Origin of the sequence: Chromobacterium indicum, assembly GCF_039708975.1 — a bacterium.
GTDB lineage: Bacteria > Pseudomonadota > Gammaproteobacteria > Burkholderiales > Chromobacteriaceae > Chromobacterium > Chromobacterium piscinae.
In genome coordinates this window covers 417,514-441,398 of record NZ_JAYFSJ010000002.1, presented here as the reverse complement: position 1 = coordinate 441,398, position 23,885 = coordinate 417,514, and the positions used below count along the sequence as shown (strand labels likewise).

The window sequence follows — 23,885 nt, the reverse complement described above, 5'->3', positions numbered from 1 at the left end:
ATGCCGCCGAATACCGGCGGCATTTGTCATTTCAGTCTCAAACAGCAAATGGTCTCCGGAGCGGCGGCAAGCTTTTATCCAGGAGACAGTGCCATGAACGAAGTCAGCGACGCCCTTTCACTCGCCACCAGCCGCAGCCTGACCCAGGCGGACCTGCCGCTGTACCCGGTCGCCCTGGCGACCGACGGCGAGGCGCTGGCTTATCGTCCCGGACCGCCGCCGCGGCTGCCGGCCGGCGGCTGCCTGTCCGAAGCGCTGCTGCCGGAAATCCGCGAGCTGGCATTGCGCCTGGCGCTGGCGCGAGGCTGGCCGCAAGGGCGGACGCCGGACCGCGTCGCCGAGCCCGCCGACTGGCTGGCGGCGCGCATTCTGCTGCTGGAGTGGCAGCAGGTGGAGCTGGCGCTGGACGAGCTGGCGCTGCTGGACGAAGCCAACCGCCGCGCGGGCGGGCTGGCCAAGGCGCGGAGCGTGGCGTTTTCCCCGGCGCTGCCGGTGCTGTTACCGGCGGGCCGCGAGCCTGGCGCGCTGCGCGGCTGGCGCGCGCATCCGTTGCCGCGGGGCGGGGTGGCCGAAGCCAGCCGGCGTTGCCGCGAACGATTGGCGGCGCGGTTTGCCGAACTGTCTGAACAATGAACAGGAGCATGCCCATGGAGCTGGAGCTTCACGACGAGAATGAACGCAAGCTGAACAATCTGACGTTGGCGGTGTACATCCTGCAGGCGGTCAGCCTGCTGGTCGGCGTCACCGCGCTGGTCGGCGTCATCATCAACTACGTGAAGCGCGACGATGTGCGCGGCACGCTGTATGAAAGCCATTTCGAATGGCAGATCCGCACCTTCTGGCTGGCTTTGCTGGGCTATGTGGTCGGTTTCGCCACGCTGTGGATGCTGGTGGGCGGCGTGGTGCTGTTCGCGGTGTGGGTGTGGTACATCTACCGCGTGGTGAAGGGATTCTTGTACTTCAACGACCGCAAGGTCATGCCGGCGAAATGAAAAGGCGGGCGCCGAAGCGCCCGCAAACGGCTCTGCGCGAACCGGGAAAAGCGGCCGATGATCGGCGCGGATTGCTGTGACGCCATGCTAAACCGCCGGCGACGGCGGCGCAGCGAAACCCGGCGGCTGCTTGTCCCCGGTCAAGCCTGGCAGCAAGCCGCCGTCTTTGGCACAATGCCCAACCTCATCTATACCTGCCATCATGCAAGCCGAAGACCTGCTCTCCCTGACCACCCGCTCGATGCCCTTCGGCAAACACAAGGGCATGCTGATCTGCGATCTGCCGGGTAACTACCTGAACTGGTTCGCCCGCGAGGGTTTCCCGCCGGGCGAGATCGGCCGCTTGCTGCAACTGATGCACGAACTGGACCACAATGGTCTGACTTTTCTGCTGGACCCGATTAGAAAGCGTTGAACAATGGCAATCCAATGGTTCCCCGGCCATATGAACAAGGCGCGCAAGGATGTCACCGAGCGCCTGAAGGATATCGACGTCGTCATCGAGCTGCTGGATGCCCGCCTGCCGGCGTCCAGCGCCAACCCGATGCTGGCGCGCATGGCCAAGGGCAAGCCCAGGCTGATGATACTGAACAAGCAGGATCTGGCCGACCCGGCCATCACCGAGCAGTGGCTGGCCTGGTACCGCGCCAAGAAGCAGACCGAAGCGCTGGGCATGGATGCCGGCGAGCGCGCGCCGGCGCAGCGGCTGATCGCCGCCTGCCGCGCGCTGGCGCCCAACCGCAGCGGGTTGGAGAAGCCGTTGCGGGTGCTGATCTGCGGCATTCCCAACGTCGGCAAGTCCACGCTGATCAACAGCATGTCCAGCCGCAAGATCGCCAAGACCGGCAATATGCCGGGGGTCACCAAGAACGAGCAGCGCATCATCCTGGCCGACGACTTCGAGCTGTACGACACCCCCGGCATGTTGTGGCCGAAGATCGAAGTGGAAGAAGGCGGCTACAACCTGGCCGCCAGCGGCGCGGTCGGCCGCAACGCGATGGATGAGGAAGAAGTGGCGCTGGAGCTGCTGAAATACCTGCTGCTCCATTACCGCGCCGAACTGGCCGCCCGCTACAAGTTCGATGTCGAGGCGCTGGACGGCATGCAGGACTGGCAGGCGCTGGAGCTGATCGGCAAGCGCCGCGGCGCGGTGCTGTCCGGCGGCCGCATCAATATGCAGAAGGCGGCCGAGATCGTGCTGACCGATTTCCGCGACGGCCAGACCGGCCGCATCACGCTGGAGCGGCCGGCGGAATGGTTGGAGTGGGAGAAGCGCGCCAAGGTGCTTGCCGCCGAGCGGGCCATTCTGCGGGAAGAGAAGCTGAAAGAGAAAGAAGGCCGCAAGCAAGGCAGCCGCTGATGTTGAAAAGCCCGGAGCATCCGGGCTTTTTTATTGGCGGCGCGATGGGTCAGGCGATGGTGTCGACGATGCTGCCGTTGGCGCTGTCGGCCACCGCTTCGCCGGCCAGCGCCGGATTGCTCTGCAGGATCGTCGCCCAGTTGCCGTTCAGGCTGGAGCCGGCGCTGCCGGCGGCGCCCAGCGTTTGCGACACGATCTGCTGATCGGTGCTGTCCTGCGCCGACTCCCCGTCGCTTGGACTCAGAAGGCTGCCCTGCAGCGTGCCGGCGGCGGCGAAGCCGTTGAGCAGGCCGGCTGCGTCGTAGGTGGAGACGTCGCTGCCGCTGCCGCCGCCCAGCAGCACGATGGCGCTGGAGTCCTGGGACAGCTGGGCCGCTTCGCTGGCGAGCGCGGGCGTGGCATTGCCGTTTTGCACCACGGGGGATGGCACGACGCCGCCGTTGAGCAGCGCGGCGCTGGCCAGGGAAATCTGCGCGGTTTGACTGATGCTCATGGCGGGGCCTCCGGTGAATCTGCCTTCGCTGTCAGTATCGGCAGTTTGTTTCCGGGACTCAATGGCGCTTAATAGCTTCTAACAAAACAAAGACTTGCAGGGAACTTCAGCGGGAATGAGGGCGGAGGCGCCCAGGCTGGGGAAGGGGTTCACCCCCGGATCAGCAGGGCGATGCCGGCGGCGGCGAACAGCAGCGTCAGCAGCTGGCCAGCTCGCACGCTCCAGTGCGCGCCGGCTTCCAGGCAGGCCTGCCGAGGGTTGGCCGGGTTGTAGCGCACCTGCACCGCGGCGCCCGTGGGGTAGCGGTTGGCGGTGTCCTGCGCCAGCGTCTGGCTGCCGCCGAAGCCGGCGTCGGGAATGCGGATGTTGCCGGCGCGATAGGTCTGGCCGTTTGCTTGATAGCGGTAGACGACGTCGGCGCGGTATTCGCGCTGGTCGCTGTGATCGCCGCCGCGGCGCTGCCGCCATTCCACTTCGCTGCGCTCGACCGCGCCGGTCGCGATCGGCCAGTCCTGCGCCGCGTTGGCCAGCTGCGCCTGGCGCCACAGCCAGCAGAAGCCGGCGATGCCGATGGCGATCAACAGCAAGGAGATGAGCTTTAACGGCATCAGACGGCAGTGCCCGGCTGTTCGAACCAGCCGGCGAGAATGGCCTGGGCGGCCACCTGGTCCAGCGCCGGTTTCTGCTTGCGGCCTTTCTTGACGCCGGCCTCTTCCAGCAGCTGCTCGGCGATTACAGAAGTGTAGCGCTCGTCCACCAGCCATACCGGCAGGCCGAAGCGGCCCTTCAGACGGTTGGCGAAGCGGCGCGACAGCGCGGACAGCTGATGCTCTTCGCCGTCCGGGTGCATGGGCAGGCCCACCACCAGCTGCTTGGGCTGCCACTCTTCTATCAGCTTGGCGATGGCGGCGAAGCGCTCGTCGGTGACGGCGGTGTCTATCGTGGCCAGGGGATGGGGAATGCCGAGAATCGTATCGCCGACGGCGACGCCGATGCGGCGCTCGCCGAAATCGAAAGCCAATGCGCAACCTTCAGGCATGGCCGACATCCGACGACAGCAGGGAGGGGTCGAAGCCCAGCAGCGCCATGGCGGCGTCGTAGCGTTCTTCGTAGGGCAGGTCGAACACGATGGACGGCTCGGCCGGCACCGTCAGCCAGCCGTTGTCGGCGATTTCCTTTTCCAGCTGCCCCGCCGACCAGCCGGCGTAGCCGAGCGAGATCAGCAGCTTTTCCGGCTTCTTGCCCTCGGACACCGCCACCAGCACGTCCTTGGACGTGGTCAGCGCGATGTCGTCGGTGACCATCAGGCTGGACTGCCAGTTGTCGGCCGGCTGATGCAGCACGAAGCCGCGGTCCGGCTGCACCGGGCCGCCGAAGTAGACCAGGCCGGTGCGGGTGTCTTCGTCGTCCAGCGGCAGGTCGATCTGATCAAACAGCTGGGCCATGGCGATGCCGGATGGCTTGTTGATGATCAGGCCCATGGCGCCGTGCTCGCCGTGCTCGCACAGATAGACCAGCGACTTGGCGAACAGCGGGTCGCCCATGCCGGGCATGGCGATCAGGAAATGATGGGACAGCGATAAGGATTCCATACGGCCATTATGGCACAACTGCCATGCCGGCTGGCTAGCGGCATTTTGCCGTTTTCTCCGGCGCGAGCGTCGCCGGCGGCGGCCTGATAAAATGAACAATTCGCCCTAATCTCGCAGCGAGGATGTTTTGCGCCTGACCCATATCAAGCTCGCCGGCTTCAAGTCGTTTGTCGATCCCACCAGCATCGCGGTGCCGGGCCAACTGGTGGCGGTGATCGGCCCCAACGGCTGCGGCAAGTCGAACGTGATCGACGCGGTGCGCTGGGTGTTGGGCGAGTCGTCGGCCAAGCAACTGCGCGGCGAATCCATGCAGGACGTGATTTTCAACGGTTCGTCCAGCCGCAAGCCGGTGTCGCGCGCCTCGGTGGAGCTGGTGTTCGACAACGGCGACGGCCAGCTGACCGGGCCCTGGGGCCAGTACGCCGAAGTGGCGATCAAGCGGGTGCTGACGCGGCAGGGCGAATCCAGCTACTACATCAACAATCAGCAGGTGCGGCGGCGCGACATCACCGACCTGTTCCTCGGCACCGGCGTCGGCGCGCGCGGCTACGCGGTGATCGAGCAGGGCATGATCTCGCGCATCATCGAGGCGCGGCCGGAAGAGCTGCGCGCCTATCTGGAAGAGGCGGCCGGCGTGTCCAAGTACAAGGAGCGCCGCCGCGAGACCGAAAACCGCTTGGGCGACACCCGCGCCAACCTGGAACGCATCGCCGACCTGCGGCAGGAGCTGGAGCGCCAGGTGGAGCGGTTGTCCGAGCAGGCCGAGGTGGCCTCGCAATACCACGACATGCGCGGCGCGCTGACCCACAAGCAGAATCTGCTGGCGCTGGCGCGGCGCGAGGAGGCGGCCCGCAACGAGGCGAATGCCCGCGGCGAACTGGCGCGGATCGAAACCGAAGAGGCCGCTTTCGAGGCGGCGGTCACCCATCTGGAAACCGAGCAGGAAACGGTGCGCGAGCAGCATTTCGCCGCCAGCGACGCGGTGCACGAGGCGCAGCAGCGGCTGTTCGAGGCCAACGCGCAGCTGGCGCGGCTGGAAGAGGCGCAGCGCCACCGCGAGCAGAGCCGGCAGCGGCTGGAGCGCGACCTGTTGGCCGCCCGCGGCGAGCGCCAGCAACTGGCCGACAACCGCCAGCAGGTGGAGGCCGAGCTGGATGACTGGCTGCCCAGGCTGGAGGAGGCGCAGCTGCGGCAGGAAGAGGCGCAGATGGCGCTGGAGGACGGCGCCGACGAGCTGCCGACCGCCGAGGCCGCGTTCCGCCAGCTGGACCAGCGGCAGTCGCAGCTGGTCGCGCAGCAAGCCAACCTGACCCGCGAGCGCGACCTGTCGCGGCAAAAGATCGAGCATTGGCAGCGCGGCATGCAGCAATTGGACGGCCGCGACGCCGCGTTGACGCGCGAATTGTCCGATCTGAACCTGCCCGAGCACCATGCGCTGGAGGCGGCGCAACAGGAGGTCGGCAAGGCCAAGGCAGCGTTGGACGCGGTGCGCGCGCGGCTGGTGGCCGACGAGGCCAAGCAGGCGGACCTGGCTTCTGAACGCGAGAAACTGGACCAGCAGCTGGCCGCCAAGCGCACCGAGCTGGCGCGCGCCGAGGCCGAAGCCGCCGCGCTGGCGGCGCTGCTGCAGCGCGAAGCGGCGGACGAGCAGCTGGCTGGCTGGCTGGACAAGCATGGCCTGGCCGACGCGCCGCAGCTATGGCAATCGCTGCAGGTGGACGCGCGTTGGCAGCAGGCGCTGGAAGCGGCGCTGGGCGAGCGCCTGTCCGCCCGCGCGGCGAGCCTGCCGAATGCGCAGCCGCCGGCGGCGCTGGCCCTGGTGGATGGCCGTCGCGCCGCGGCGGCCGGACTGCCCGCGCGCGGCTGGCCGGCGCTGCTGGCCGAGGTGAAGGCGCAAGCGCCGTTCGACGCGGCCCTGGCCGACTGGCTGTCGGGCGTGTATCTGGCTGATACGCTGGATGTCGCCCTGGCCCACCGCGGCGAGCTGGCCGCCGGCGAGTGCTGGCTGACGCCGGAAGGCCACCGCGTCGACGCCGCCAGCGTGCGTTACCACGCCGAGGCCAGCGGCGACGGCCTGATGGCCCGCAAGCGGCAATTGGACGAGGCTTCGGCCCGCGCCGACGCCTTGCGGCCGGAAATCGACGCCATGCAAAAGAAGCGCGACAGCCTGCAGAGCATGGGCAATATGCTGGCCGAGGCGGTGCGCGGCCAGAAGGGTTCGCTGACCCGGCTGGAGGCGGAGCTGAACGCCGCCACGCTGGAGCACGTCAAGCTCGACCAGGCGGCGCGCCAGGGCGCGGCGCGGCTGTCGGCGATCGAGGCCGAGCGTAGCCGCATCGCTGAGGAACGCCAGCATGCCGATGACGGCATCGCCGAGGCCGAGCTGATGGGCGAAGAGGCGGCGCTGACCCTGGAAGAGCTGGCGCTGCAATTGGAAGAGGCGAGGCTGGAGCGGCTGAACGCCGAAACCCGGCTGGAGCTGACGCGCAATAAGGCGCGCGACGCCGAGCGCGTGCTGCACGAGATCAAGCTGGCCTTGCACAGCGCCGAGCAGAAGGTGGCCGAGCTGTCTCGCCGCGGCCGCGAGCTGGCCGATCGCGACGAGCAATTGCAGGAGCGGCTGGAAACGCTGGCGGTCGAGTCCGAGACGGTGGATGAGGCGGTGCCGGAGGAGGCGCTGCAGCAGGCGCTGGCCGAGCGCGAGGCGCGCGAGGGCGAGCTGTCCGCCGCGCGCGACCGGCTCAACCAACTGACCGAGCGGATGCGCGAAATCAGCCAGCGCCAGCACGAGGCCAACGCCGCGCTGCCGGCGCTGCGCGAGGCGCGCTCCGATTGGCTGCTCAAGCATCAGGAAGCCAGGCTGGCGATGGAGCGTTTCGCCGAGGAGCTGGCCCAGGCCGAGGCCGACGAAACCGCCTTGTTGGCCGATCTGAACGAAGGCGTGAAGCCGAACGCGCTGGCGGCGGAAATCGCCCGGTTGGCGCGCGCGCTGGAAGGCCTGGGCGCGGTCAACCTGGCGGCGCTGCAGGAGCTGGAAGAGGCGAAGAAGCGCGGCGAATACTTGCAGACCCAGTCCGATGACCTGAACCAGGCGATGGCGACGCTGGAAGAGGCGATCGCCAAGATAGACGGCGAAACCCGCGAGATGCTGCAGGCCACCTACGACGCGGTCAACGCCAAGATGCGCGAATTCTTCCCCACCTTGTTTGGCGGCGGCCGCGCCGAACTGGTGCTGACCGGCGAGGACCTGCTGGATGCCGGCGTGCAGATCATCGCCCAGCCGCCGGGCAAGAAGAACAGCACCATCCATCTGCTGTCCGGCGGCGAGAAGGCGCTGACGGCGATGAGCCTGGTGTTCTCGCTATTCAGCCTGAATCCGGCGCCGTTCTGCCTGCTTGACGAGGTGGACGCGCCGCTGGACGACGCCAATACCAGCCGCTTCTGCGATCTGGTCAAGCAAATGTCCGAGCGCACCCAGTTCCTCTATATTTCCCATAACCGGCTGACGATGGAGATGGCCGAGCAACTGGTGGGGGTGACGATGCAGGAGCAGGGCGTCAGCCGCATTGTCGCGGTGGACATCGTCGAAGCGCTGAAGATGCGCGAGACCGCCTAGGCTTGTTTTCGGCAGCCTGCGCGCGGCTTTCCCGCAGCGGATGCGCTGCAGCGCAGGCAAGGCTGGTTTCTCGCAAGCCCGGCTCAAAAGCCCTGAAAAGATCGTGGACAGGCGCATTGGCCGGTATTGACGCGGAGCAAGGCCGGGCTGGAACGGCGGATGGCATACTGCGTCGCCGGCCTGTCGGACTGATCGAAATTGTTCGGCCGCGCCGTTCCGTCACCGTGGAATCCGTTCATGACCGTAAGCATCAAACGTTGGGAGCCGGAGAACGTCATTTTCTGGCTGAGCCGCGGCCGCGGCATCGCCCGGCGCAATCTGTGGCTGTCCATCTTTTCACTGCATCTGAACTTCAACATCTGGATGATGTGGAGCATGGTGGTGGTCAACCTGCCGGCGGTCGGTTTCCTGATTTCCGGCCAGCAGCAGTTCCTGCTGGTGTCGATTCCGCCGCTGGTCGGCGCGCTGATGCGTTTGATCTACTCGTGGATCTGGAGCTGGGTGGGCGGAGGCCTGTGGCTTGGGTTGTCGACCTTGCTGCTGTTGCTGCCGGCCTGGGGCGTGGGCCGGGTGGTGCAGGATATTTCCTCGCCGTTTTGGCAATTGCTGCTGGTGGCAGGCTTGTGCGGCATCGGCGGCGGAGCCAGCGCCTCGCATTTGTCCAATACCAGCTTCTTCTTTCCCAAGTCGGAGAAGGGCCTGGCGATGGGCCTCAATGCCGGCCTCGGCAATCTGGGCGTGTCGGTGGCGCAGTTGCTGATTCCGCTGTGCATCCTGTATCCGTTGTTCGGCGCGAGGGCCGGCGAGCCGCAGGTGTGGGGGCGGGGCGGGGAGGTGCATTTCGTCTGGCTGCAGAACGCCGCCTACATCTGGCTGCCGCTGGTCGTGCTGATCGCGCTGGCCTGCCTGCTGTATGCGCACGATCTGCCCAAGCTGAGGATCACGCCGCGCGACCAGCTGGACGCGATGCGCGACGCCCACACCTGGTATATCTGCTTGCTGTACATGGGCAGCTACGGCACCTTCCTCGGCTTCTCAGCCGCCTTTCCGCTGCTGGCCCGCGCGATGTTCCCCCTGGTGGACGCCAGTCCCTATCTGTTCGTCGGGCCGATGGTTTGCGCGTTGTCGCGGCCGCTGGGCGGCTGGATGGGAGACCGCATCGGCGGGGGCATTGCCACGGTGGCCAGCAATCTGCTGATGGCGCTGGGCACCGTCGGCGTTTATCTGAGCCTGCCGTCGGCGGCCAGCGGCGGTTCGTTCTGGCTGTTTCTGGCGATGTTCCAGCTGATTTTCTTCGCCGCCGGAGTCGGCAACGGCTCTTCCTACCAGCTGGCGCCCAAGGTTTTCCTGATCCAGGCCGGCCGCGACGCGCAGCGCGATGGCGAGAGTCTGGCGCAGACCTATGCGCGGGGAGGCCGGCGCGGGGCGTCGGCGATGAATGTCAGCTCGGTGATGGCGGCGTTCGGCGGTTTCGTGATTCCCAAGGCCTTCGGCTCGGCCTTGAGCTGGTTCGGCAGCTTTCTGCCGGCGTTCGCGATGTTCTTCCTGTTCTATCTGCTGTGCTGCGCGGTGGCGTGGTGGCAGTACAGCCGCACTGGGGCGGCGATGCGTTGCTGAGCGGGGAAGACAAGCGCTTGTGCCGGATGCTGCTGTTGTCCGCGGCCATCCATTTGTCGGCCTTGGCCGCCTGGTGGGCGCTGGACGGCGGATCCGTCCCTCTGCCGGCGCGCGCGTCGGCGTTGGCGCTTGAATTGCAACCGGCCAGTCCGGCGGCACGGAGCGGTGCGGCAGTCGCAGGTCGGCGGTCCGGGATGGACGATGGCGCTGCGAGGCAGGATCGGACGGTTGAAACCAGAGAGCGACCGCAGTCCGGCGGAAAGGTCGCGACAGATGCGCCAAGCAAGACACCTGCGTTGCGGGAAGCGATTGGATCGGAAATGGCAGAACGGCAGCCAGTGGAGCAGGCGATTGCAAGCATTGGCGGAGCTGCGGTTTCAGGCGGAGCGAGCGGAGCCGGCAAAGTCGATGGTTCGGGAAAAAGCCAAGTTCAGTCCGAGGGCGACAGCGAGGCCTTGTATGCGCCGTCGTATTTGCGGAATCCCAAGCCGGTTTATCCGGAACGTTCGCGCCAACTGGGAGAAGAGGGCGTTGCGACGCTAAGCGTCAGGGTCGGCGCGGATGGGCGCGCGCTGGAGGTGTCCGTGGCGCGCGGCAGCGGCTACCGACGCTTGGACCAAGCCGCGGTGGACGCGGTTTCGCGCTGGCGTTTCGTTCCCGCGAAGCGCAACGGCAAACCGGTGGAGTCGGATCTGACTGTGCCGGTGCGCTTCGAGGGGGAAGGGCGCTAGCGGCCCTGCCGGCACGGCGGCTCAGGCCGGCGTGTTTTCCTGCTGTTCCAGCGCTTGGCTGAAGCTGGCGCGCAGGCGTCCCAGCTCGCTGCAGAATCCTGAGAGGTCCTGCTCGCCGAATTGCTGGAAGGCGTTGTGCATATAGTCCAGATGCGCAGGGAAGGCGTCATTGAACAATTGCTGTCCGTAAGGAGTCAAAGCGACGAAGACGCTGCGGCGGTCGTTGGGCTGCATGCTGCGGGTGACGATGCCCTTGTCTTCCAGACGGTCCAGCACGCCGGTCAGCGTGCCCTTGGTGATCAGCGTGTGATCGGACAGCTCCTTGCAGTTCATCCCCTGGCTGTTGCCCAGCGTGGTGACGACGTCGAATTGAGGTGGTGTCAGTCCCAGCCGGCGAATATTGTAGCTGGCGAACTGTTCAAAGGCCTGATAGGTGCGCGACAGTTCGCGCACGACAGGGAGGAAACTGGCTTGATCGGATTTTTTCATCGAAAGAGTCCCCGTGCTGTTCTAGCAAAAAGTGGTACAGAAGAAGGCCCTATGACAGAGTCACCTACAATTCTGACACGCGCTTTGGATAAATTCGCCTGTCTGAAATGTCATGTTCATCCTGACAAAATTTTCTAGATCGGCCTGTCCTGACTGACAGTAAATCGAGCGGTTGGGACGACGGGGGCAGGGGAGGGACTGGAATCCGGCATGACGCCAGTCTGGGATCGGTTTTTGTCAAGCCTTAAAGCATTGCCAAATGGTGCGCCGGGGCGGGCTTTCGTTATAATGAGCGTGAAATGCCCGCGAAGAGCGGGCCGGCCGAGAAAGGAAACGGCGGCCGGGCGGGAACAGGACAATAGCGGGAAGCTGCCTGAAGAGCATTGCCGCAAAAGTGGCCGGCGGTCGAGGCGCGTGGCGCGGATTCAAGGAGGCGCGGCGTCGGGACGTGAACGGCTCTTGAAGGTTTTTGGAATAGGCGGCTTCGATTATTCGCCTTAATGCGGACTGGCTAATGAGCGAATTGCAGATTGGTGTATTGATATTGGGCGGCGGCGTGATCGCCCTGGTTGTCGGTTTCAACGTGTTCCAGGAATGGCGTTTCCGCAAGCGGACGCAGCAGGCGTTCGCGCGCGCCCATGACGACGTTTTGCTCGGCGTCCCCAAGAACAATGTTCGCGACGGCGTTCGCGCGGACCGGATGGAGCCGGTGCTGGTGGACGCGGAGCTGGAGCCGGAGGATGACGAGCCGATGTTCGAGCCGCAACTGCCCGAGCAGACGCCCTTTGTCCGCGAGCAGGCGCTTCCGCCGCGGCAGGAGCCGGCCGCGCAGCAGCTGGATGTGCCGGTGATAGACGAAGAGGACGAGGCCGAGCTGGCGATGGACTCCGCCGACCACCAGGCGCTGGTGGTGGCGATGCTGGACCCCTCGCTCGACTTCATCGCCGAGGTGGTGTTCCACGAGCCGCACGAACTGGCGGCGATGCCGCGCTTCAATGTCGGCAAGCGCACCCAGCTGATCGGCCGCACCGAGCGCGGCCTGTGGAAGGTGGCCGAGGCGCTGCCCGGCACCCGCTACAAGCAGATCAACATCAGCATGCAGATGGTGGACCGCTCCGGCGCGGTGACCGAACAGGAACTGGCCGCTTTCTGCCAGCAAGTGTCGCGCTTCGCCGAAGACCACGACGCTGCGGTCAGCTTCCCGCAGCGCCAGCAGAAGCTGGTGGCCGCGCGCGAGCTGGACCGTTTCTGCGCCGACGTCGACGTGCTGATCGGCATCAACATCGTGCCCAAGTCGTCGATCGAAGGCGCGCGGCTGCGCAGCTTCGTAGAGGCCGCCGGCCTGCAGCTGGAGCCGGACGGCGCCTTCCATTATCTGGCCGATTCCGGCAACACCCTTTATTCGCTGGTGGCGGCGGACCAGATGCCGTTCACCTTCCATACGCTGCTGGACAAATCCTTCCCGGCGCTGACGCTGCTGTTCGACGTGCCGCGCGTGGCCGGCGGCGTCGACGTGTTCGACCGCGCCGTGTATTTCGCGCGCCAGCTGGCGCAGGAGTTCGACGCGCAGCTGGTGGACGACAACCGCCGCGTGCTGAGCGAAACCGGCCTGACCCGCATCCGCGACCAGCTGCTGCATATTTACGGCAGCATGGACGACCGCGGCATCGCGCCGGGCAGCGTGGCTGCCTTGCGCCTGTTCGCCTGAGCGATGAATTTATGATGACAGGGCCGGCCTTGCCGGCCCTTTTGCCGTTCGAGAGTTTCCGATGACCGCAAACCAACTGCGCGCAGCCGAGCTGCGCGAGCTGCTGAACCGCTACGGCCACGAATACTACGTGCTGGACGCGCCGACGGTGCCCGACGCCGAATACGACCGCCTGTTCCGCGAACTGCAGGCGCTGGAGGAGGCAAGCCCCGAACTGGCCGTCCCCGACTCCCCGACCCGCCGCGTCGGCGGCGCGCCGCTGGCCGAGTTCGACAGCGTCGTGCACGCGGTGCCGATGCTGTCCTTGTCCAACGCCTTTTCCGACATGCAGCTGGCCGACCCGGCCGAGCGCCACGCCGAGCTGATCCAGTTCGACGAGCGGGTGCGCAAGGGATTGGATCTGGCCGAGGTGGAGTACGCCACCGAGCCCAAGTTCGACGGTCTGGCCATTTCGCTGGTGTATGAGCATGGCGTCCTGGCTCGCGCCGCCACCCGCGGCGACGGCGTGGCCGGCGAGCAGGTGACCGAGAATGTGCGCACCATACGCGCCATTCCGCTGAAGCTGGATGGCGCGAATCCGCCGGCGCTGCTGGAGGTGCGAGGCGAGGTGCTGATGCTGAAGCGCGACTTCGAGCGCCTGAACGCCGACCAGATCGAACGCGGCGACAAGACCTTCGCCAATCCGCGCAATGCCGCCGCCGGCAGCCTGCGTCAGCTCGATTCGCGCATCACCGCGCAGCGCCGGCTGTCGTTCTTCGCATATTCCATCGCCCGGGTAGAGGGCGCCGACTGGCCGGCCACCCATGCCGGCGAGATGGTATGGCTGAAGACGCTGGGCTTCCCGGTGGTGGAGGAAAGCCTGCGGCCGGTAGTGAGCGGCGTGGCGGGCTTGTCCGGCTATTACGAGGGCGTGCAGGCCAGGCGCGCCGGCCTGCCGTTCGAGATCGACGGCGTGGTGTACAAGGTGAACCGGCGAGACCTGCAGGACGCGCTGGGCTTTGTGTCTCGCGCGCCGCGCTGGGCCATCGCCCACAAGTTCCCGGCCGAGGAGGCGCTGACGGTGGTCGAGGCCATCGAGGAGCAGGTGGGCCGCACCGGCGCCATCACGCCGGTGGCGCGGCTCAAGCCGGTCTTCGTCGGCGGCGTCACCGTCACCAACGCCACGCTGCACAACGAGGACGAGGTGCGGCGCAAGGATGTGCGCGTCGGCGATACCGTGATCGTGCGCCGCGCGGGCGACGTGATTCCCGAGGTGGTGTCGGTGGTGCTGGCGCAGCGGCCGATGCAGCCGGCCGAGGGCGGCGATCTGTTCAGCGCCGGCGAAGAGCCGCGATACCCGGCTTATAGCTTGCCGACAGCCTGCCCGGTGTGCGGCAGCCACGTGGTGCGCGAGGAGGGCGAGGCGATCGCCCGCTGCTCGGGCGGGCTGTCCTGCCGCGCCCAGCGCAGCCAGGCGATCCAGCATTTCGCCGGCCGGCGGATGATGGACATCGACGGCCTGGGCGAGCGCTACATCGACAAGCTGGTCGAGTACGGTTACGTCAAGAGCGTGGCCGACCTGTACCGGCTGAAGCTGGAAGACCTGCTGGAGATGAAACGCCGCGCCGACGAGGATGAGGGCGCGACGCCGGAGACGGTCAAGGCCGGCAAGGTGGCCAGCAAGTGGGCGGAAAACCTGATCGAGGCGATAGACGCCAGCCGGACGCCGCCGCTGGCCCGGCTCCTGTTCGCGCTGGGTATCCGCCATGTCGGCGAATCCACCGCCAAGACGCTGGCCGACTGGCTGGGCGCCATGGCGCTGACCCGCCGTTGCCCGGCGGCGCTGTTCGCCGCGCTGCCGGACATCGGCGGCGTGGTGGCCGATTCGCTGGCCGACTTTTTCGCCGAAGACAACAATGAAAAAGCGCTGGACGCCTTGCTGGCCGAAGTGAGGCCGGCAGACGAACATGCGCCGTCTCCCAAGCTGCGCGAGCGGCTGGACGACGCGTCGCTGCTGGCGCGGCTGGCCATCCCCCGGCTGACCGAGGTGCGCAGCCAGCAACTGGCCGCGCAGCGCAGCCTGGCCTGGCTGGCCCAGAGCGAGCGTCGCGCGCTGCTGGAGCTGGAACTGCCGGCCGAAGTCGTCAACGCGCTGGCCGACTGGCTGGACGAGCCGGACCGCCGCGCGGCGCTGGGCCGCCTGGCCGGCCTGAGGGACGAGATCCTGTCCAGCCTGCCGGCCGCAGCCGAGCTGGCGGCGCTGCCGCTGGACGGCAAGACGCTGGTGCTGACCGGCACGCTGCCCACGCTGAGCCGCGACCAGGCCAAGGCCATGATCGAGGCGGCCGGCGGCAAGGTGTCCGGCAGCGTGTCCAAGAAGACGCATTACGTGGTGGCGGGCGAGGAGGCGGGCAGCAAGCTCGCCAAGGCGCAGGAGCTGGGCGTCGAAATACTGGACGAAGCCGGTCTGCAGGCGCTGCTGGCGGCAAGTTGACGGAGATTCTCATGGCCTTGAAGACAGTGGTGACGGCGGATTTCGACGAAGGCAACCGCCGGGTGGCGGCCGGGGACTGGCAAGGCGCGATCGCGGCGTTCGATCGCTGCCTGCTCGTCAATCCGCGCGATTGGCAGGCGCTGGCCAACAGGGCGAGCGCCCGTCTGCAAGCCGGAGACAGCTCGCGCGCGCTGGACGATTACATGGCCGCGGCGGCGCTGAATCCGGCCTCGGCCAACATCAAGAGCAATCTGGCGGTATTGTTGAAGGAACTGGGCGAACTGGAGCTGGCCGGCAAGCTGCTGGAAGAAGCGCTGGCGTCGGAACCCGGCCACGTGGACGCCTGGAGCAATCTGGGCGTGGTGCGCCAGCATCAATTGCGCTACCAGGACGCCATCGCATGCTTTTTGAAGGCGATCGAGCTGGACGGTTTGACGCCGGCCCGCTGCAACAACCTGGGCAACGTCTGCACCAGCGCGCTGTTGCTGGACGACGCCATCGCCGTGCTGCAGGGCGGGCTGGGGCTGGCGCCGAACGACGCCAACCTGCAGTTTAGCCTGTCCATCGCGCTGTTGCTGGCTGGCCATTATGCGGAGGCCTGGCCGTTGTACGAGGCGCGCTGGCGCAGCATCCTCAAGCCGCGCCATGCCGGCCGTCTCTGGGACGGCGGGCCGCTGGGCGGCCGCGCGCTGCTGCTGTGGGCCGAGCAAGGCTTGGGCGACAGCCTGCAGATGGCGCGCTTTCTGCCGCGCCTGCGCGCCGAGCATCCGGATGCCCGGCTGCTGCTGGCGTGCCCGGAAACCTTCCACCGCCTGTTTGCCCAATTCGACGGCGTTGAATTGTTGCCGCTGGACGCCGCGCCGGCGTTCGACTGCCAGCTGCCGCTGATGTCGCTGCCGGGCCTGCTCGGCGCGACGCTGGATAATCTGCCTGTAGAGCCGTACCTGCATCCTGTGGCCGCGGATACGCCGCCGCTGCCGGACGCCGGGCGCCTGAAGGTGGGGGTGGTATGGGAGAGCGGCCGCTGGGGCGTCGGCATCGCCGATGCCTGGCGCCAGCATAAATCGGTGCCGCCGGAGCTGTTCGCCGAAATCTGCCGCGTGCCGGACATCGACTTCTTCGCCCTGCAGCCGGGAGAATTGCCGGAGCCACTGCGGGGATTGGTGGCGCAGCCGGCGATAGGCGATTTCGCCGATACCGCCGCGCTGGCGGCGCAGATGAATCTGGTGATCTGCGTCGACACCGCCATCCTGCATCTGGCCGGCGCGATGGGCCGGCCGGTGTGGGCGCTGCTGCGGGCCGAGAGCGCGCCGTTTTTCCTCTCGGACGCGGAAACCGCGCCGTGGTATCCATCGGTGAAATTATGGCGGCAGCCGTCGCCAGGCGCCTGGGAGCCGGTGCTGCGGGACGTGGCGCAGGCGCTGGCGGGGCAACAGACATTTTGACCTTGAGCGAAGTCGGGCTAGAATGCGGCGCTGTTATCGAGCCTGATCGACATTGATTTCGGAGTGGATATGAAGAAAATCACCAAGGCGGTATTCCCGGTCGCGGGTCTGGGCACCCGTTTTCTGCCGGCCACCAAGGCCAGCCCCAAGGAAATGCTGCCCGTTGTCGACAAGCCGCTGATCCAGTACGCGGTGGAAGAGGCGATCGCCGCCGGCATGACCGAGCTGATCTTCATCACCGGCCGTAACAAGCGCTCGATCGAGGATCATTTCGACAAGGCCTACGAGCTGGAGACCGAGCTCGAGTACAAGAACAAGCAGAAGTTGCTGCAACTGGTGCAGGAAATCATCCCGCCGTCGGTCAGCTGCATCTACATCCGCCAGACTGAGGCCCTGGGTCTGGGCCACGCCGTGCTGTGCGCGCGGCCGGTGGTGGGCGACGAGCCGTTCGCCGTCATCCTGGCCGACGACCTGATCGAAGGCGCGCCGGGCGCGATGGAGCAGATGGTGCGCCTGTTCGATGAGACGCACTCGTCCATCCTGGGGGTGGAGACGGTGGCACCGGAAGAGACCGGCTCCTACGGCATCGTAAAAGTGGCGCAAAACGCGCAGGGCCACCAGAGCGTGGAGCACATCGTCGAGAAGCCACGTCCGGAAGAGGCGCCGTCCAATCTGGCCGTCGTCGGCCGCTATATCCTCACCCCGCGCATTTTCGACAAGCTGGTCAACACCGCCGCCGGCGCCGGCGGCGAGATCCAGCTGACCGACGGCATCGCCGCGCTGATGAAGAGCGAGCCGGTGCTGGCGCTGCCGTTCCAGGGCACCCGCTACGATTGCGGCTCCAAGCTGGGATATCTGAAGGCCACGGTCAACTATGGTCTGAAGCACAATGAGGTGGCTGGAGAATTCGCCGCCTTCCTGCGCGAGCTGAAGCTCGACTGACAGTTTTTTCATTCGCGCCGCTTTCCGGCGGCGCAACCTGTTCTGTTCAAGGAGTCATCATGCCTAATATTGCCGAAGCCCGCGGCCTGATCAACAGCGCCGACGTGCTGTTCAGCGCGGAGGAAGTCAGCGCCGCCGTCGACCGCATGGCGGTGGAGATCACCGCAAAGCTGGGCGAGGAATACCCGCTGGTGCTGTCCGTGATGGGCGGAGCCGTGGTGTTCACCGGCCAACTGTTGCCGCGACTGGAGTTCCCGCTGGACTTCGACTACGTCCACGTTTCCCGCTACGGCGACAAGACCCACGGCGGCGAGCTGGTGTGGAAGCAAGCGCCGAAGGAAGACGTGCGCGACCGCGTGGTGCTGGTGCTGGACGACATCCTGGACGAAGGCCACACCATGGCCGCGATCCGCGACAAGGTGATGGCCATGGGCGCCAAGGCTTTCTACAGCGGCGTGTTCGCCAACAAGCTGATCAGCAAGGAAAAACCGATGCAGGCGGACTTCGTCGGCCTGGATGTGCCGGACCGCTACGTATTCGGCTACGGCATGGACGTGCGCGGCGCCTGGCGCAATCTGCCGGCGATCTACGCGCTGAAGTAACACGGCGAGCCGTCGATGAAAAAGCCGCCCCCGGCATCCGGGAGGCGGCTTTTGTTTTTCAGGCGGCCTGCCTGTCCGGGGCGGGGTGGTTGAGCCGCACCGGCCAGCGGTAGACCTCGAGCAGGCGCTCCGGCGTCAGCACCGCGCGCGGCGAGCCTTCCGCCACCAGCCGGCCGCCTTCCAGCAGCGCCGCTCGGTCGGCGTATTCGGCGGCCAGTTGCAGATCGTGCAGCACCTGGACGACGGTTTTGCCCCGGGCCGCGAGCTCGCGCAGCAGCAACTGCAGCTTGTGCTGGTGGCGCAGGTCCAGGTGGTTGGTCGGCTCGTCCAGCAGGATCACCGGCGCTTGCTGCGCCAGCGCGCGGGCGATGGCCACCCGCTGCCGCTCGCCGCCGGACAGCATGTCCAGCCGCTTGGACGCGTAGCCGCCCATCTCCACGATGGCCAGCGCTTCGGCCACCGCGGCGCGGTCCTGGGGAGAGGGGCGGGTAAAGGCGCCCAGATAGGGCATGCGGCCCAGCGCGGCGAATTCGGCCACCGTCAGCGGAATGTCGGCCGGCAGATGCTGCGGCACCCAGGCGATGCGGCGGGCGCGCTGCAGCGCATCCATCCTGCACACGCACTGGCCGGCCAGGCGCACCGCGCCATGGCTGGGAACGGCCAGGCCGGCCAGCAGGCGCAGCAGCGTGGTCTTGCCGGCGCCGTTGGGGCCGAGCAGCGCGCTGACCTGTCCGGCCGGGAGATCCAGGCGGATGTCGCGCAGCAGCGCGCGGCCGGCTATGTCGTAGCCGAGCTCGCGCGCTTTCAGGGTGTGGGTGTCAGGCATCGCGGGGACTCCCTTGTTGACGGCGGAAAAGCCAGATGAAGAAGGGCGGACCGGCGAAGGCGGCCATCAGGCCCACTGGCAGGTCCAGCGGCCAGGCGATATTGCGCGCCAGGGTGTCGACCGCCAGCAGGAACAGCGCGCCGGCCCAGGCCGACGTCAGGATCAGCTTGCGGCGGCAGCCGCCGATCAGCAGCGACAGCGCGTTGGGGATCATCATGCCGACGAAGCCGATCACGCCGGACATCGCCACCGCGCCGCCGGTGGCCAGCGCCGCGCCGACGGCGGCGAGCCGGCGGGTGCGCCGGGTATCGATGCCCAGCGAGCGCGCGGTTTCCTCGCCCAGCAGCAGGCAATCCAGATCGCGGCCTATCGCGCACAGCAACGCGACGCCGAGACCGGCCGCCAGCAGGCACGCCCATTGGCTTCCGGGCAGCGACGCGCCCAGATTGCCGGCCAGCCAGCTGCTGGCCGCGCGCAGCGTCAGGTCGTCGGATAGAAACAGGATCAGGCTGGAGACGGCGCCGCAGAAGGCGCCCACCACCAGCCCCATCAGCAGCAGGCCGGCCAGGCCGCCCTTGGCCAGCCGCGCCAGCGCCAGGATCAGCCAGGTGGCGGCCAGGCCGCCGCCGAAGGCCGCCAGCGGCAGCGACAGGCCGGACAGGCCCAATGCCAGCACCGCGATCACCGCCAGGGCGGCGCCGCCAGAGGTGCCGATCAGGCCAGGGTCGGCCAGCGGATTGCGGAACAGCGCTTGCAGCGCCGCGCCGCTGGCGGACAGCGCCGCGCCGACGCCCAGCGCGGCGATCACGCGCGGCAGGCGCAGCTCGGCGACCAGCGGATCGGCCAGGTTCGGCCATGACATCTGGCCGGCGGAACTGGACAGCGCCAGCAATGGCAGCGCCACGCTGGCGACGGCCAGACCGGGCCATAGCAGTCGAGCCCCGCTCACATCTTCACCATCCGTTCGACCACCTCCGGGCTGCCCAGGCCGATCAGCATGCCTTGCTGCGGCGGCAGCAGATAGATGCGTCCCTGTTTGCCTGCCGGCGTGGCGGCGATCTCGGGGCGTTTGGCGAAGGCATCCTTGCCGCCGTAAGCGGCGGCGGTGTGGCTGCCCAGGATGATCACGTCCGGCTTCAGCGCCAGCCAGGCGTCGCGGGCCAACGGTTTGAAGCCGTTCAGCCCGGCCGCGGCGTTGACGCCGCCGGCGGCGCGGATCAGCGTGTCGGACGCGGTTTCGCTGCCGGCGACCAGGCTGCCGTCGTAGCTGACCAGGTAACGCAGCGCGCGGCCGGCGCGCGGCTGCATGCCGCGCTGCCAGTCGGACGCCAGCTTGGCGGCGGCGGCGTCGCGGCCCAGCAGCGAGCCCACCTTGCGGATGGCCTCGGCGAAGTCGCGGCCATCCTCGCGGGCGCTGACTTCCTCGGCGCGCAGCTTCAGCTTCTTCAGCTGCGGCCAAAGCGTAGGCGGCTGGGCGGCGGCGCTGCCCAGCACCAGGGAGGGCTTGAGCTTGGCGATGGCTTCGGCGTTCAGCGCGCGCGAGAAGCCCACTACCTGGGCGTGGGCCAGTTCGGCCTCCTTGCTGCCGCGGTCGCGGCCCACCACCTCGCCGGCCGCGCCCAGCGCGACGACGATTTCGGCGATGTCGGGCGTCACCACCACCAGCCGCTCGGCGGCGGAGGCGATCAGCGGCAGCGCCGCCAGCAGCAGGCCGGCCAGCAGGGGCTTACGCGACATCGGCTTTCTCCAGCGGCGGCAGTTCTCCCAGCAGCTTCACCCATTCGGCGCGCTCCGGGCGGCCCGGCTTGCGCTCGCCGAAGAAGGTGGCCAGCGATTCTCCCCGCTCGTCGAACAGCTCCAGCGAACTGACTACGCCGTTGTCGCCCGGCTTGCGGGTGACCCAGGCTTCGGCGATCAGGTCGGTGCGCAGGTGCAGGTTGAAGTCGGGGTCGAGCACGTTCAGCCAATCGCCGACTACCTGGATGTTGCGCACCGGGCCGGTGTGGATCTGGATCATGCCGCCGTTGCCGGCGAACACCATGATGGGCGCCTCGATGGCGGCGGCGCGGCGCAGCAGCTGCTCCACCGCGTCTTCGCGCACGCGCCAGGCTTGTCCCTGCGGCGCCAGGCGGAAGCCCTGACGGCGCGACACCTGCCAGCGGCGCAGGAAGGGGTGGAAGGCGTGCACGTCGCTGAGGCTATGCCACTCGGCCTGGAAGGCGTCGCGGTCGATGGACTCGTCGGGCTGCTCGGCGGCCGGCGCGGCGGCAGGCTCCAGCTCCAGCGCGGCGGCGGGCGCGGAGAAGCGCGCCGCCAGTTCGTCGTAGGCGGCGACGTCGCTGTCGGCGGTCAGGTACACCTTGTGCACCGCTTCGCCGTGGTGGTCGAAGAACTGCAGGCTGCGCTGCGTGCCGCGCGGCGTCTCGCTGCGCACCGCGAAGGCATGGCGCCAGTGGAACAGGAAGATGCGCAGGTCGATCACCGGGTTGATGGCGAGGCCGACCTTGCCGTTGAACTCGACATTGGCGTAGTCGCCCTTGGTCTCGTGGACGCAGGCATGGTTGCGCGTCAGCGCCATCACCCGGCCCAGCGGGGCGAGGGCGGCGAGAATGGCCTGCCATTCCGGCTGCAGCGGGGTGGAAGCCGGATCGGCGGCCACCAGCTCGCATTCGCTGATGTCCAGCGCGATGGCGGCGTCTCGGGCGCGCAGCTTGGGCTGGCTGGCTTTGAGGGCTTGGTAGCGGTCCCATAGCTGGCTCATGGTGTTCTCCTGTCGGTGGGTGCGGCGGGCGGCGCGGCCGCCCGCGTGGTGGATCAGAATTGGTATTCGACGCTGGCGCTGAAGTTGCGGCCGGGCTGGGTGTACAGATCGATCGGGTCGCTGCCGGACACATTCCGCACGTCGGCGTCTTTCCAGTACTTCTTGTCGAACAGGTTGAAGACGCCGGCGCGGATAACGGTCTGTTTCGCCGGCTTCCAGTAGGCGGTCAGGTCCAGGGTGCCGTAGCCCGGCGCGCCGAACTGGCCCGGCTGGTCGGTCTTTTTGGCGGCAGCCGCCCGCAGCAGCGCTTCGCCGCCGAAGCGGTCCGAGTCATAGCGGGCTCCCCAAACCGCAGTCAGCGGGGCCACTTCGCGCAGATGGGTGTTGTCCTGCAGATTGCGGCCATGAGCGTAGGCCAGCGAGGCGTTGGTGCTCCAGCCCGGGGCGAAGCGCCAGTTGATCCTGCCCTCCACCCCCTTGATGTCGGTTCGGCCGATGTTCTGGTATTGGCTAGTCATCAGGCCGTTGGCGGGGGGCAGGGTGACCAGGGAGATGAAGTCGCGATAGCGGTTGTAGAACGTGGTCGCGGCAAAGTCGAAGCTGTTCCACTTGCCTTTCAGACCAAGTTCGATGCCGCGGCTGGTTTCCGATTTCAGGTTCGGGTTGGCTATCACTTGGTAGCCATAGCCCATGCCGCGATTGACGAAGACCATATTGGCCTGGTCGAACGGCGGCGCGCGGAAACCGGAGCTGAGCTGGGCGAAAGCGGTGTAGTTGTCGGCCAGCGGCAGGCTGATGCCGAGCTTGGGCGAGAACGCCTGGTCGCTGAACGACGGCACGGCTTGCGGATTGGGGTTGTTCAGCAGGTAGGCGGCGTCCATCTCCGGACGCATCTTGTAGCGGTCCCAGCGCAAGGACGGCGAAACCACGATGCCGTTGGCGAACTTGATATCGTCGCTGACGAACAAGCCCAGGCGGTCGGATTTGCTGTCCGGGAACAGCTTGCTCGGATAGCCCGGCATCAGCGAGGACGCGTTGTTCGCAGTGATCGCGTATTTGCTGCGCGGGCGCGAGGTGTCGCTGCTGCTGAGATCGACGCCCCACAGCAGCTGATGTTGCGCGTTCAGAGCCTGGAAGCTCTGCACCGCGTCCAGGCTCAGGCCCACGGTTTTCTGCTCGAAGCTGTAGTCGTTGAAGGTGCGGTTGCCGTTGGCGACGCCGCTGATGTCGGTATCGCTGTTTTCCAGACGCTGTCCATAAACCTTGAGCGTCAGCTCATCCAGCGGCCCCAGTTGCTTGGCTTTCCAGGCGACGGTTCCGCGGGTGCGCTTGGTGTGGTCCTGGGCCTGGCTGTAAGGCGCGCGCGCGGTGATCTGGTTCAATAGATCGGCATCGGCGGAGCGCTGGTATTGCTCCAGCGTGAATTCCAGCCGGTTGCTCGCACTGGCGTTGGCGCCGAATTTGGCGAGGAAATTGTCGCTGTGCCAGTCTTTGGGATTGGGTTCGGTCCGGCCGGGACCCTGAATGGCGTTTTGGCCCTGGTTTTGCGTTTCGTGGCCATTGCGGCGGGTGTAGTGCAGCAGCAGGTCGCCGCGCTCCGACTTGGCGGCGACGGCGCCTGCCGCGCCCCAGCTGTGGTCTGCGGACGCGCCGAAGGTTTTGATGCTGCCGCCCACGCCTTTCTCTTCCGGGACAAAATCATCTGCCGTCAGGGTGCGGTAGCCGATCACGCCGCCAATGGCGTCCGAGCCGTAAAGGCTGGAAGTCGGGCCTTTGACGATGTCGATCGCGCGCAGGGTTTCCAGTTCGACGGCGTCGCGTCCCGATTCGTATATGCCTGGCCGGCCGCTGTAGCCCTCTGGCAGGCGCACGCCGTCGATCAGCATCAGGATGCGGTTGCCGTCGATGCCGCGTATGGTCCAGCCGGCGTTGCCGCGGCGGCTGGGATCCGTCGCCACGTCGACGCCCGGTTCGTATTTCGCCACGTCGGCGATGTCGCGTATCAGGCGGTCGTCCAGCTTGTGCCGCGATACCACGGTGGCGTTGGGCGCGGTTTCCGCCAGCGGCTTCTCGCTGCGGTGGGCGGTGACCTGAACGGTCTCCATCGTCGATGCGGTGTCGGCGAAAGCGGGCCAGGCGGCAGCCAGGCTCAATACCAGCGGGGTGGCTCGGAACAGGGCCATGGAAACTCCAATGTCGTTGTTGTTTCCGCTGGCTGGCTGTCGGCTGGCTTGCGGT

General features: G+C 67.2%; 22 protein-coding genes. 12 read left to right on the top strand and 10 right to left on the bottom strand.

All coding sequences use genetic code 11. From position 1 onward, the window contains the following. Positions 1–93: 93 nt before the first annotated feature. The 4 genes from VA599_RS04710 to ylqF all read left to right on the top strand — a co-directional run bounded on the left by VA599_RS04710 (position 94) and on the right by ylqF (position 2,352). Entirely contained in the window at positions 94–633 is a 540-nt protein-coding gene (locus tag VA599_RS04710) for a hypothetical protein (RefSeq protein WP_346787793.1), read from the top strand. 14 nt (positions 634–647) lie between these two features. Beyond that, positions 648–992 carry a DUF4870 family protein gene (locus VA599_RS04705; protein ID WP_046158823.1) on the top strand — a complete coding sequence of 115 codons (345 nt, stop codon included), beginning with the start codon at positions 648–650 and terminating at the stop codon, positions 990–992. 202 nt (positions 993–1,194) lie between these two features. After that, entirely contained in the window at positions 1,195–1,407 is a 213-nt protein-coding gene (locus VA599_RS04700) for a DUF3820 family protein (protein WP_021476098.1), read from the top strand. A gap of 3 nt (positions 1,408–1,410) precedes the next feature. Continuing rightward, positions 1,411–2,352, top strand: a complete 942-nt coding sequence (ylqF, locus tag VA599_RS04695) for a ribosome biogenesis GTPase YlqF (protein ID WP_021476099.1) — start codon at positions 1,411–1,413, stop codon at positions 2,350–2,352. A 49-nt stretch (positions 2,353–2,401) separates the two neighbouring features. Here ylqF and VA599_RS04690 read toward each other — a convergent pair whose 3' ends face one another. The 4 genes from VA599_RS04690 to VA599_RS04675 form a co-directional block, all read right to left on the bottom strand. After that, positions 2,402–2,845, bottom strand: a complete 444-nt coding sequence (locus VA599_RS04690) for a hypothetical protein (protein WP_346787792.1) — start codon at positions 2,843–2,845, stop codon at positions 2,402–2,404. Between the two features lie 149 nt (positions 2,846–2,994). Further along, entirely contained in the window at positions 2,995–3,453 is a 459-nt protein-coding gene (locus VA599_RS04685) for a DUF3592 domain-containing protein (RefSeq protein ID WP_346787791.1), read from the bottom strand. Then, positions 3,453–3,893, bottom strand: coding sequence for a Holliday junction resolvase RuvX (gene ruvX / locus VA599_RS04680; protein WP_166441219.1), 441 nt, complete (start codon positions 3,891–3,893; stop codon positions 3,453–3,455). Before ruvX ends, VA599_RS04685 begins: the two co-directional genes overlap by 1 nt. After that, positions 3,877–4,437, bottom strand: a complete 561-nt coding sequence (locus VA599_RS04675) for a YqgE/AlgH family protein (protein ID WP_021476103.1) — start codon at positions 4,435–4,437, stop codon at positions 3,877–3,879. The genes ruvX and VA599_RS04675 overlap by 17 nt, the downstream gene beginning before the upstream one ends. A 127-nt stretch (positions 4,438–4,564) precedes the next feature. On the opposite strand from VA599_RS04675, the gene smc reads away from it, so the two are divergent. From smc to VA599_RS04660, 3 genes are all read left to right on the top strand, one after another. Further along, complete coding sequence (smc, locus tag VA599_RS04670; protein WP_346787790.1) at positions 4,565–8,053, top strand: chromosome segregation protein SMC; 3,489 nt, start codon at positions 4,565–4,567, stop codon at positions 8,051–8,053. A 237-nt stretch (positions 8,054–8,290) separates the two neighbouring features. Beyond that, the gene (locus VA599_RS04665) at positions 8,291–9,670 is read left to right on the top strand and encodes an MFS transporter (protein WP_346787789.1); all 1,380 of its coding nucleotides are present in this window, start codon (positions 8,291–8,293) and stop codon (positions 9,668–9,670) included. 320 nt (positions 9,671–9,990) lie between these two features. Beyond that, a complete protein-coding gene (locus tag VA599_RS04660) occupies positions 9,991–10,401 on the top strand; it encodes an energy transducer TonB (protein ID WP_158677393.1) in 411 nt (136 codons plus the stop codon). Positions 10,402–10,422: 21 nt separating this feature from the next. Here VA599_RS04660 and VA599_RS04655 read toward each other — a convergent pair whose 3' ends face one another. After that, the gene (locus VA599_RS04655; protein ID WP_021475181.1) at positions 10,423–10,890 is read right to left on the bottom strand and encodes a MarR family winged helix-turn-helix transcriptional regulator; all 468 of its coding nucleotides are present in this window, start codon (positions 10,888–10,890) and stop codon (positions 10,423–10,425) included. 514 nt (positions 10,891–11,404) lie between these two features. Between VA599_RS04655 and VA599_RS04650 the strand changes: the two genes are divergently transcribed. From VA599_RS04650 to VA599_RS04630, 5 genes are all read left to right on the top strand, one after another. Next, complete coding sequence (locus tag VA599_RS04650; protein ID WP_104945319.1) at positions 11,405–12,598, top strand: cell division protein ZipA C-terminal FtsZ-binding domain-containing protein; 1,194 nt, start codon at positions 11,405–11,407, stop codon at positions 12,596–12,598. A 61-nt stretch (positions 12,599–12,659) separates the two neighbouring features. After that, complete coding sequence (gene ligA / locus VA599_RS04645) at positions 12,660–15,071, top strand: NAD-dependent DNA ligase LigA (RefSeq protein WP_346787788.1); 2,412 nt, start codon at positions 12,660–12,662, stop codon at positions 15,069–15,071. A gap of 11 nt (positions 15,072–15,082) precedes the next feature. Continuing rightward, the gene (locus tag VA599_RS04640; protein WP_346787787.1) at positions 15,083–16,516 is read left to right on the top strand and encodes a tetratricopeptide repeat protein; all 1,434 of its coding nucleotides are present in this window, start codon (positions 15,083–15,085) and stop codon (positions 16,514–16,516) included. A gap of 69 nt (positions 16,517–16,585) precedes the next feature. Then, the gene (gene galU, locus VA599_RS04635) at positions 16,586–17,458 is read left to right on the top strand and encodes a UTP--glucose-1-phosphate uridylyltransferase GalU (protein WP_021475177.1); all 873 of its coding nucleotides are present in this window, start codon (positions 16,586–16,588) and stop codon (positions 17,456–17,458) included. A gap of 59 nt (positions 17,459–17,517) precedes the next feature. Further along, positions 17,518–18,060, top strand: coding sequence for a hypoxanthine-guanine phosphoribosyltransferase (locus VA599_RS04630; RefSeq protein WP_166441225.1), 543 nt, complete (start codon positions 17,518–17,520; stop codon positions 18,058–18,060). Between the two features lie 58 nt (positions 18,061–18,118). On the opposite strand, the gene VA599_RS04625 is transcribed toward VA599_RS04630, so the two are convergent. Genes VA599_RS04625 through VA599_RS04605 form a run of 5 tightly spaced genes read right to left on the bottom strand, consistent with a single transcriptional unit; the run spans position 18,119 to position 23,830 of the window. Beyond that, positions 18,119–18,886 (bottom strand): ABC transporter ATP-binding protein, encoded by a 768-nt coding sequence (locus VA599_RS04625; RefSeq protein WP_346787786.1) that lies wholly within the window; start codon positions 18,884–18,886, stop codon positions 18,119–18,121. Further along, positions 18,879–19,835 carry a FecCD family ABC transporter permease gene (locus VA599_RS04620; RefSeq protein ID WP_051238368.1) on the bottom strand — a complete coding sequence of 319 codons (957 nt, stop codon included), beginning with the start codon at positions 19,833–19,835 and terminating at the stop codon, positions 18,879–18,881. Before VA599_RS04620 ends, VA599_RS04625 begins: the two co-directional genes overlap by 8 nt. After that, complete coding sequence (locus VA599_RS04615) at positions 19,832–20,623, bottom strand: heme/hemin ABC transporter substrate-binding protein (protein WP_021475173.1); 792 nt, start codon at positions 20,621–20,623, stop codon at positions 19,832–19,834. The genes VA599_RS04620 and VA599_RS04615 overlap by 4 nt, the downstream gene beginning before the upstream one ends. Then, positions 20,613–21,647: a hemin-degrading factor gene (locus tag VA599_RS04610; RefSeq protein WP_346787785.1), complete on the bottom strand. Its 1,035-nt coding sequence runs from the start codon at positions 21,645–21,647 to the stop codon at positions 20,613–20,615. Before VA599_RS04610 ends, VA599_RS04615 begins: the two co-directional genes overlap by 11 nt. A 53-nt stretch (positions 21,648–21,700) precedes the next feature. Then, entirely contained in the window at positions 21,701–23,830 is a 2,130-nt protein-coding gene (locus VA599_RS04605; RefSeq protein ID WP_346787783.1) for a TonB-dependent hemoglobin/transferrin/lactoferrin family receptor, read from the bottom strand. Between the last annotated feature and the right edge of the window lie 55 nt (positions 23,831–23,885).